The sequence below is a fragment of the Sphingomonas sp. S2M10 genome, from assembly GCF_012650175.1.
GTDB lineage: Bacteria > Pseudomonadota > Alphaproteobacteria > Sphingomonadales > Sphingomonadaceae > Sphingomonas.
In genome coordinates this window covers 165,624-174,505 of sequence record NZ_JAAILI010000077.1, presented here as the reverse complement: position 1 = coordinate 174,505, position 8,882 = coordinate 165,624, and the positions used below count along the sequence as shown (strand labels likewise).

Here is an 8,882-nt window from a genome sequence, read left to right as displayed (position 1 = left end):
GCCCCGCGAAGCCCCGCGCGCCGAAGCACCCCCGCTCTCCCCCGAGGAACAGCTGCTCCTGGGCGACTGGCGCATCACCGGCATCGAGGGGCATGGCGTGGTCCCCGGCAGCCGCGCCCGGCTGAAGCTGGAGGGCCTGCGGATCAGCGGCTATACCGGCTGCAACGCGCTGGGCGGCAACTACCGGGTGGAACGGGGGTATCTCACCACTGGCGGCGTGATCACCACCCGCCGCGCCTGCTCGGCGGCGCTGATGCGGCAGGAAAAGGCGCTGCTCGCGCTGCTCGACCAGCGCCTGGCGGTCCGCCAGAGCCATCGCGGCCGCCTGCTGCTGACTGGGCGGGAGGGGAAGACGCTGGTGCTGGTGCGGGCGGCCGGGTGAGCACTCCGCACACTTGATGCTGACGCCGGCTTTCGTCTGGCAAACGCTGCTGACACTGATAGACCACCTCTATGGATCAGGATCAGCAAAACGCCATTCTAGACGCCACCTTCTTTCAGTGGGGTCGAGAGCGCGAGGCGGACATCAAAAATGGCGTGAAGTTTGCCCATTATACTAGCGCGCAAGTAGCGATGGACATTTTGCGAGCGAACGATGAGAATCGCTGCCTATGGCTCCGCAACGCTATGCTGATGAATGATTTCAGCGAAATTGAATATGGCCAACAACTTCTTAGACTATCTTTGACCAATCAAGAGATAGTTGGAAGATTGAAGGAAGCCTGCAACGCGATCGATCCGGAAGTTATCAACGCATTTACGATGCTTGATCAAGAGGTGTATGCGATCAAGCGTGGCACATATCTTTTGAGCTTGGCACTTCACAAAGGATTGGAACTCGTTCGGGGCCGACTCAGCATGTGGCGCGCGTACGGAGGGGATGCCAACGTGTGCCTCCTATTGAACCCGGAGGCGTTCATTACCGAGCAAAGCGCTTACGACGCGGTGCTCGCTCCAGTAGACTATGGCGGGCCGGTAAAATTCCTGAACGGGCTGATTCGGATTATCGAAAACATGGAGAAGAATTGCACTGAACTCCGGGAGATCAACCCTAATCTTGTTAAAGCGAACTTTAAGTACGCTATCGATATAATGATACTTTCAACAAAGCATCCAGGCTTTGAAGAAGAAAGTGAATGGAGAGTCATCCACAGAGAAAAAATACCTGCAGAGCCCAATAGTCCACCCAACAAGATAGTGTGTTTAAACGGTATAGTTCAAAAGGTATTTTATCTACCTATGAAAAATATGCCAGAACACAACCTAGAAAACGCCGACCTTAATAGCCTTCTCTATAAAGTTCTCATTGGACCAACTCCCAATCCAGATCTGGTTTGGGAGGGCTTCGTCCGCATACTTCAAGAATGCGGCGTAGAAAATCCAGCCGATAGAGTTTTGGCCTCGGGAATACCTCTACGCCGGTAGCCGCTTGGAGCCCTCACTCCGCCGCAGCCGCTTCCTCCACACTCCCATCCGGCGCCGGCAGTTCCGCCGTCGGCGCCCGCGCGATCACGTCGACCGTGTCGATCGCGTCCAGCGAGCTGTTGCCGATATCCACGTTGAGCGCCTGGAAGCGCCGCGCGGAGACCATCACCCGGCCCTCGAAGCTCGCGACGAACTTGTTGTAATTCTCCACCGCGCTGTTCAGCCCGCCGCCGACGCGCTTGAGGTGGCTCGCCGCCGTCGCCAGCCGCTCGTACAGTTCCTTGCCCAGCTTGCCGACTTCGCGGGCATCCTCGGTCAGCTTCTGCTGGCGCCACATCGAGGCGACGGTGCGGGCGAGCGGCAGGAAGGCCGAGGGGCCGGCGATGATCACCCGGTTGCGCGCCGCGCGCTCCCACAGCTCCATGTCCACTTCCAGCGCGCTCGACAGGAAATTGTCGCCGGGGATGTACATGATCACGAAGTCCGGCGCCTTTTCGAACTGCGCCCAATAGGCCTTGCGCGACAGCGCATCGGCATGGGTGCTCATCGCTTTCGCATGCGATTTCAGCGCCGTGGTGCGCTCCTCGGCGCTGGTCGCCTCGGCCGCCTGGAGATAGCCGTCGAGCACGCATTTCACGTCGACGATCAGCTGCTGGTCGCCCGGCAGGCGGATGATGAAGTCCGGCCGCAGCATGCCGTCCTCGGTGGTGACCGAAACCTCGGCGGCGAAATCGACATGGCCGGAAAGCCCGGCGATCTCGATCAGGTTACGGAACTGCTGCTCGCCCCAGCGGCCGCGCGTCTTGGGTGCGGCGCGCAGGGCGTTGACCAGCTTGGAGGTTTCCGCGCGCGTCTCGCCCAAGCTCGAATGCACCGCGCTGATCGCCTCGCGCAGCTGGCCATAGCTGTCGGTGCGGTCCTTCTCGACGCGCTGCAGGCCTTCCTCATAGCGCTTGAGCGTGGTGTCGATCGGTTGGAGCAGCGAGCGCAGCCGCTCCTCGTTCTTCTCGCCCGCCTGATGGAAGCGCGCCTCGGCGCGTTCGAGAAAGGCGCGCTGCGTCTCGTCGAGCATCTTGGCTGCGGATTCGCGGAACTGGCCGGCCATCATCTCGCGCGCGTTGACGAATTCGGTCAGCCGCTCCTCGAAAGCGCCGGCCTTGGCCTTGAGCTCGGCCAGCTCGATGCGCGCTGCGTCGCGCTCGTTGCGGAGCATCGCGGCTTCCTCGCGCAGGCGGGGGAGCTGGCCGACGCGTTCCTCGGCCATGGCGAGATCGGTGATCGCGGCCTTGAAATCGGCCTCGCGCCGGGCGCTCTCGGCCCGCGCCTCGCTCGTGCCGCGCGCACCGATCAGCCAGCCGACCACCACGCCCACCACCAGGGCAACCATCACAAAGGCAACGACGAACGGATCCAACGCCAAATCTCCCGGGAACAGGACGCGAACTTACGCGCCGTAGGAGCGGGCCGCAAGGGTGCCGGCGGTCGGTTCGGCACGGGTTGGCGAGGCTTTGGTGGATAAGTGCCGGAGCGGTGCGGCGCGGGCGTTACAAAGCCGTATCCTCCCCCGCCAGGGGGAGGTGGCGCCGAAGGCGTCGGAGGGGGAGGTACGCGACCAACTGGCGGCAGGGGTTCCTCCCCCTCCGTCAGGCTGCGCCTGCCACCTCCCCCTGGCGGGGGAGGAGACACTGCACTCCAACGCTTTCGTGGTTGGTTCAGGCCGCCTTGCGCGCCTTGTTGAGCTTCTTCATCAGCATGTCGCGCTTGAGCCGCGAGAGATGGTCGAGGAACACGATGCCCTCCAGATGATCCATCTCGTGCTGGATACAGGTGGCGAGCAGGCCCTCGAAGACCTCGTCATGCTTCTCGCCCTTCTCGTCGAGCCAGGTCACCCGGCAGCGCGCGGGGCGCTCGACATCGGCGAACTGGTCGGGAACGGACAGGCAGCCTTCGGTATAGACCGAGTGTTCCTCCGCCGGATCGTGGATCTCGGGGTTGATGAAGACGCGCGGGTGCCGGATCGGCTTGCCTTCCTCGTCCTCTTCCTCCTGCAGGTCCATCACGATCAGCCGCTTGGGCACGCCCACCTGGATCGCGGCGAGGCCGATGCCCGGCGCATCGTACATCGTGTCGAACATGTCGCCGATCAGCGTGCGAACGTCGTCATCGACCGCCTCGACAGGGGTGGAGACGAGACGCAGACGCGGATCGGGTACTTCGACGATGGGGAGGATGGCCATGCCCCAAATTTAGGAGAGGCGCCCGCCAGCGTCAAGCAACCGGCCGGCGCGCGCGCAGTGCCTGGGCCAGCGTGCCCTCGTCGAGATAGTCGAGTTCGCCACCCACCGGCAGGCCGTGGGCGAGTTGGGTGACGCGGATGGGGAAGGCCTCCAGCCGCTCGGAGACATAATGCGCGGTGGTCTGGCCTTCGAGCGTGGCGTTCATCGCGAGGACGACCTCGTCGATGCCCCCGGCCCCCACCCGGCGGACCAGCGCGTCGATGCGCAGGTCCTCGGGCCGCACCCCGTCGAGCGCGGAGAGCTTGCCGCCCAGCACATGGAAGCGCCCGGGGAACAGCCGCGCGCGGTCGAGCGCCCAGAGGTCGGCGACTTCCTCGACCACGCACAGCGATCGGTCGTCGCGGCGCGGGTCGGCGCAGATCGCGCAGGGATCGTGCGTGTCGACATTGCCGCAGATATGGCAGGTGGTGAGCTTCTGGCTCACCGCACTCAGCGCCGCGAGCAGCGGGTCGAGCGTCGTCTCGCGCTTCTTGAGCAGGTGGAGCACCGCCCGCCGCGCCGATCGCGGCCCGAAACCGGGCAGCCGCGACAGGGCCTGGGTCAGCGCTTCGATTTCGGGAGAGGCCATGGGTGTCACATAGGGGCTTGCATGCGCGCCTGCCAAGCGGTTGAGGGAAAGCATGCGCATCCTCTTCATGGGAACCCCCGATTTCGCCGTGCCGGTGCTCGATGCCCTGGTCGAGGCCGGGCACGACATCGCCGCCGCCTATAGCCAGCCGCCCCGCCCCGGCGGCCGGCGCGGCAAGGCGCTGACCCCCTCCCCGGTCCATGCCCGCGCCGAGGCGCTGGAGATCGCGGTGCGGACGCCGCTCAGCCTCAAGGGCGCGGAGGAACAGGCAGCACTGGCGGCGCTGGATGCCGATGTCGCGGTGGTCGCGGCGTACGGCCTGATCCTGCCCAAGGCGGTGCTGGCGGCGCCGCGGCTGGGCTGCCTCAACGTCCATGGCTCGCTGCTCCCGCGCTGGCGCGGTGCGGCGCCGATCGAGCGGGCGATCCTCGCCGGCGATGCGGAGACCGGCGTCGGCATCATGCAGATGGAAGCAGGCCTGGATACCGGCCCGGTCCGGCTGGAGGGCCGTACCCCGATCGAGCGCAAGACTGCCGGCGACCTGCGTGCCGAACTCAGCGCGATGGGCGCGCGGCTGATGGTGCAGGTGCTGGCGGACTTCGACGCCTATCCGGCGGTGCCGCAGCCCGAGGACGGCATCACCTATGCGTCCAAGATCGACAAGGCCGAGGCGCGGCTCGACTTCACCCGCAGCGCGGTCGAGGTCGAACGCGCGGTGCGGGCGTTCAACCCGGCACCGGGCGCGTTCTTCGAATGGAACGGCGAGCGCTTCCGCATCCACGCCGCCGATCCGGTCGAGGCGAGCGGCCCGGCGGGCACGGTAGGCGACGATCTGCTGATCCATTGCGGCGAAGGCGCGATCCGTCCGACTTCGATCCAGCGCGCCGGGCGCGGGGTGATGACCGTCGCAGAACTGCTGCGCGGTCTGCCCATCCCAGCGGGAACGCAGCTTTGACGCGGTTCGCGCTGACGGTGGAGTTCGACGGCCGCCCCTTCATGGGCTGGCAACGGCAGGACCATGGCCCCAGCGTCCAGCAGGCGATCGAAGACGCGGCCCATGCGGTGACCGGCGAGGACGTGGTGGTCCATGCCGCGGGGCGCACCGATGCCGGCGTGCACGGGCTGGCAATGCGCGCCCACTGCGATATCGCCAAGCCGATCACCCCCTTCCGCCTGATGGAAGCGCTCAATGCCCGGATGCGCCCGAACCCGGTGGCGATCCTCGCCTGCGAGCAGGTTTCGGAGGATTGGCATGCGCGTTTCTCTTGCTTTAGCCGGCACTATGAATATCGCATCGTAACCCGCCGGGCACCGCTCACCTGGGAGAAGGGCCTGGCCTGGCGCCTTTCCGGGCCACTGGATGTCGCGGCGATGCACGCGGCTGCGGCACATCTGGTGGGCAGGCACGACTTCACCACCTTCCGCTCGGCGCATTGCCAGGCCGAAAGCCCGGTGCGCACGCTCGACCGGCTGGACGTGGTGCAGTCGGGCGAGCGGATCAGCGTGTTCGCCTCGGCCCGTTCGTTCCTCCACCACCAGGTGCGCTCCATGGTGGGCTGCCTGTCGCTGGTAGGCCAGGGCAAATGGGCACCCGAGGATGTGCGCGACGCGCTGGAGGCGCGGGATCGCACCACGCTGGGCCTCAATGCGCCGCCGGACGGGCTGTTTTTCCTTCGCGCGGACTATCCTAGCGCGTGAACGTGCCGGCCAGCTCGACATGGGTGGACCAGCGGAATTGTCCCACCGGCTGCACCCATTCTAGCCGATAGCCACCCTTGCACAAAATCTCCGCATCGCGCGCGAAGGTGCTGGGATTACACGATACATAGGCGACGATCGGCGCCTTGGCACCGGCGAGTTCGCCCACCTGCTCGCGCGCGCCCGCCCGTGGCGGATCGAGCACGACGGCGTCGAAGCGGTCCAGCTCGGCCGTGGTCAGCGGCCGTCGGAACAGGTCGCGATGATCGCCGATTATCTGCCGCCCCGCCGCACCGGCCGCCGCCTTGAGCGACAGGATCGCATCGCGCGCCGCCTCGCCGGCATAGACCCGCGCCGTATCCAGCGCGAAGGTGAAGGTGCCGAGCCCGGCGAACAGGTCCGCGACCGTCCGGGCCTCGCCGACGATCTCGCGCACCGCCGCGACCAGCGCCGCTTCGCCCTCGGGCGTCGCCTGGAGGAAGCTGCCGCTCGGCAGCGGCACCGCGACCCCGCCCAGCGTGATCGTCACGGGCACCGGCTCCCAGCGCGCGGTGGGGCCGAAGCCCTCGTCGATAGCGAAGCGTGCCAGTTTCTCGGCTTGCGCGAAGGTGGTGATGGCCTCGGCCGCGGCCAGTCCTTCGGGGTCGATGCCCTCTACCAGCACGTCGCGGCCCTGGTCGCTCAGCGCCAGATGCACGTTCACCCGCCGCGCATCGGGGAGCAGCGTCGCGAACAGCCGGCGGAGCGGCGCGAGCAGCGCGAACAGCGCGGGCGCCAGCACATGGCATTCGGCGAGGTCGATCAGCTTGTGGCTGCCCGCCTCGGTAAAGCCGATCCGTACCTGCTTGCCACGCCGCTCGGCATGGAGCGTCGCCCGGCGCCGGGTGCGTGGCGGCGAGAGCAGCGGGGTGCGGATCTCCGTCTCCAGCCCCTGCGCCGCCAATGCCGTCCGCACCCGCTCGACAAGGAAGCGGCTCCATGCGGCATCGTCGAGATGCTGGAGCTGGCAGCCGCCGCAGCTCGGGAAATGCCGGCAGGGCGGCGTCCGATGATGCGGGCCGAAGCGGATCGTGCCGTCCTCGCCCACCCAGTCACCCGGCGCGGTGAGCGGGAAATGCCGGCCGTCGCTGGTAACCCCATCGCCGCGTGCCGCGACGCGCACCACTTCCACTTCGCTCACAGACATTCCGAACATGCATCCGCCAGTTGAGCGACGAGCTGATCGGCGAAAAACGCCGGCCCCGCAAGCTGCGCCGCGCGGCCGTGCAGCCACACCGCCGCCGCCGCGGGATCGACGCCGCTGCCGCCCTGCCCGATCTGCGCGCCGAGCACGCCCGCGAGCACGTCGCCGGTGCCCGCGGTCGACAGCCAGGGGGAGGCCCCGGCCAGCACGCGGACGCTGCCGTCCGGGCCCGCGATCACCGTATCGCCGCCCTTGTGGACCACCGTCGCGCCGCTGGCGGCCGCCGCCTGGAGCGTGCGATCGATCTTGCTGCCCGATCGGCAGAACATCCGGTCGAACTCGCCGCCATGGGGCGTGATCCATACCGGCGCCTCGCGCGCGGCGAGTGCGGCGGCCGCGCCGGTGCCGAGCAGGCTCAGCGCGTCCCCGTCCAGCACCATCGGCTTGTCGGCGGCGAGTCCGGCGCGCAGAAAGCCTTCCGCACGGCGATCCCGCCCCAGCCCCGGCCCCAGCACCACGGCGTCGATCCGGTCGCCGGCGAGGAAATCGGCAAGATCGTCGGCATCGTCGATCGTGCGGCGGACCAATGCGTCCGGCGCTTGGCCCGCCGGTTCGGGACCCGCGAGCATCACATAGCCCGCCCCGCTCGCCATCGCCGCGCGCGCGGCCAGCCGGCCCGCGCCCGGCATCGCGCCCTCGACCACGGCGACGAGCCCGCGGCTATATTTGTGGCTCTGCGGTCCCGGCGTCGGCAATACAGGCCGGGCGACGGTCCGCCACCCAGCCTCCACCGGGATGCCGATATCGGCGAGCAGCACATGGCCGCAGCGCGACAGGCCGTCGCCGAGCAGATGCGCGGGCTTGAGCGCGCCGAGCGCCACGGTGGCGTGCACGCCGCGCGGCGCGCCCAATTCCGCGCCGCTGTCCGTGTTCATGCCGGAGGGAAGGTCGATGGCGAGCGTGAACTGTGCCCCACGCACCAGCTCGGCCAGCACGGCGGCGATGCTGCGTTCGAGCGGCCGGGTGACGCCGATGCCGAACAGCCCGTCGATCACCACCGGCCGCACCGGCGCGCCGTAGAGCGAGGTCGTCGGACCGTCCCAGCGCGCGTGCATTCGCTCGGCGGCGCCGGGCTTGGGCGCACCCGAGGCTGCAACCAGCACGTCGAGCCCCGCCGCGCGCAAATATCGCGCAACCACATAGGCATCGCCGCCATTGTTGCCGGGACCTGCGAGCACCAGCACCGGCCGCCCCATGGCGAAGCGGATCGCTTCGCGCGCCACGGCGGTGCCGGCGCGCTCCATCAGTTCCTCCTGAGAAACGCCGTGCGCGAACACCGCCTCCTCGGCGGCGCGCATCGCATCGGCGGTGAGGATCGGGGCACCGGGCGGGATCATTGCCCCGCTGTAGCGCCCTTCCCCGCAAGACGATAGCGCATCCCGCCGATCGTCACCTCGGTCGCCTGCGCCGCGCGGGTGACGCTCGCCGCCTCCGCACCATCTGCCGCGGAAATCGCCGCGCCCTGCACCTGTAACCGCCGGAAGCCGCCATCGGGATGGTGGAGGATCAGCATGCCGCCTTCGCGCTCCGCCGTGCAGACCGGCAGCAGCGTCTCGCCAACCGGCCCGCACGCCACCGTCTCGCCTGCTTGCACTGCGGGCTGCGACGCCGGATCGGCACCGCAGCCCGCCAGAAGCAAGGTCAACGCTAG

Annotated in this window: 10 protein-coding genes; 4 read left to right on the top strand and 6 right to left on the bottom strand. The window is 67.9% G+C overall.

What is annotated here, in order from left to right; all coding sequences use genetic code 11:
* Together S2M10_RS18455 and S2M10_RS18450 are read left to right on the top strand one after the other, a co-directional pair.
* Positions 1 to 382 (top strand): META domain-containing protein (locus tag S2M10_RS18455; RefSeq protein ID WP_168847330.1); only part of this gene is annotated, 382 nt, incomplete at its 5' end.
* 71 nt (positions 383 to 453) lie between these two features.
* Positions 454 to 1,425, top strand: coding sequence for a DUF2971 domain-containing protein (locus S2M10_RS18450; protein ID WP_168847329.1), 972 nt, complete (start codon positions 454 to 456; stop codon positions 1,423 to 1,425).
* Between the two features lie 13 nt (positions 1,426 to 1,438).
* Here the strand turns inward: S2M10_RS18450 and rmuC are convergent, their stop codons facing one another.
* From rmuC to recR, 3 genes are all read right to left on the bottom strand, one after another.
* On the bottom strand, positions 1,439 to 2,839 hold the full coding sequence (rmuC, locus tag S2M10_RS18445; protein WP_211091126.1) for a DNA recombination protein RmuC: 1,401 nt from the start codon (positions 2,837 to 2,839) through the stop codon (positions 1,439 to 1,441).
* Positions 2,840 to 3,137: 298 nt separating this feature from the next.
* A complete protein-coding gene (gene def / locus S2M10_RS18440; protein ID WP_168847328.1) occupies positions 3,138 to 3,662 on the bottom strand; it encodes a peptide deformylase in 525 nt (174 codons plus the stop codon).
* A gap of 31 nt (positions 3,663 to 3,693) precedes the next feature.
* On the bottom strand, positions 3,694 to 4,290 hold the full coding sequence (gene recR, locus S2M10_RS18435) for a recombination mediator RecR (RefSeq protein WP_064312102.1): 597 nt from the start codon (positions 4,288 to 4,290) through the stop codon (positions 3,694 to 3,696).
* A gap of 52 nt (positions 4,291 to 4,342) precedes the next feature.
* On the opposite strand from recR, the gene fmt reads away from it, so the two are divergent.
* Together fmt and truA are read left to right on the top strand one after the other, a co-directional pair.
* The gene (gene fmt / locus S2M10_RS18430; protein ID WP_168847327.1) at positions 4,343 to 5,245 is read left to right on the top strand and encodes a methionyl-tRNA formyltransferase; all 903 of its coding nucleotides are present in this window, start codon (positions 4,343 to 4,345) and stop codon (positions 5,243 to 5,245) included.
* Entirely contained in the window at positions 5,242 to 5,988 is a 747-nt protein-coding gene (gene truA, locus S2M10_RS18425; RefSeq protein WP_168847326.1) for a tRNA pseudouridine(38-40) synthase TruA, read from the top strand. The genes fmt and truA overlap by 4 nt, the downstream gene beginning before the upstream one ends.
* Here the strand turns inward: truA and S2M10_RS18420 are convergent.
* From S2M10_RS18420 to S2M10_RS18410, 3 genes are read right to left on the bottom strand one after another with little or no spacing between them, the layout of a single operon-like run.
* Entirely contained in the window at positions 5,978 to 7,168 is a 1,191-nt protein-coding gene (locus S2M10_RS18420; protein ID WP_348770637.1) for a class I SAM-dependent RNA methyltransferase, read from the bottom strand. The two genes, truA and S2M10_RS18420, sit on opposite strands and share 11 nt — an antisense overlap.
* On the bottom strand, positions 7,165 to 8,568 hold the full coding sequence (locus S2M10_RS18415) for an NAD(P)H-hydrate dehydratase (protein WP_168847324.1): 1,404 nt from the start codon (positions 8,566 to 8,568) through the stop codon (positions 7,165 to 7,167). The genes S2M10_RS18420 and S2M10_RS18415 overlap by 4 nt, the downstream gene beginning before the upstream one ends.
* Positions 8,565 to 8,876, bottom strand: coding sequence for a hypothetical protein (locus S2M10_RS18410; RefSeq protein WP_247650898.1), 312 nt, complete (start codon positions 8,874 to 8,876; stop codon positions 8,565 to 8,567). The genes S2M10_RS18415 and S2M10_RS18410 overlap by 4 nt, the downstream gene beginning before the upstream one ends.
* Between the last annotated feature and the right edge of the window lie 6 nt (positions 8,877 to 8,882).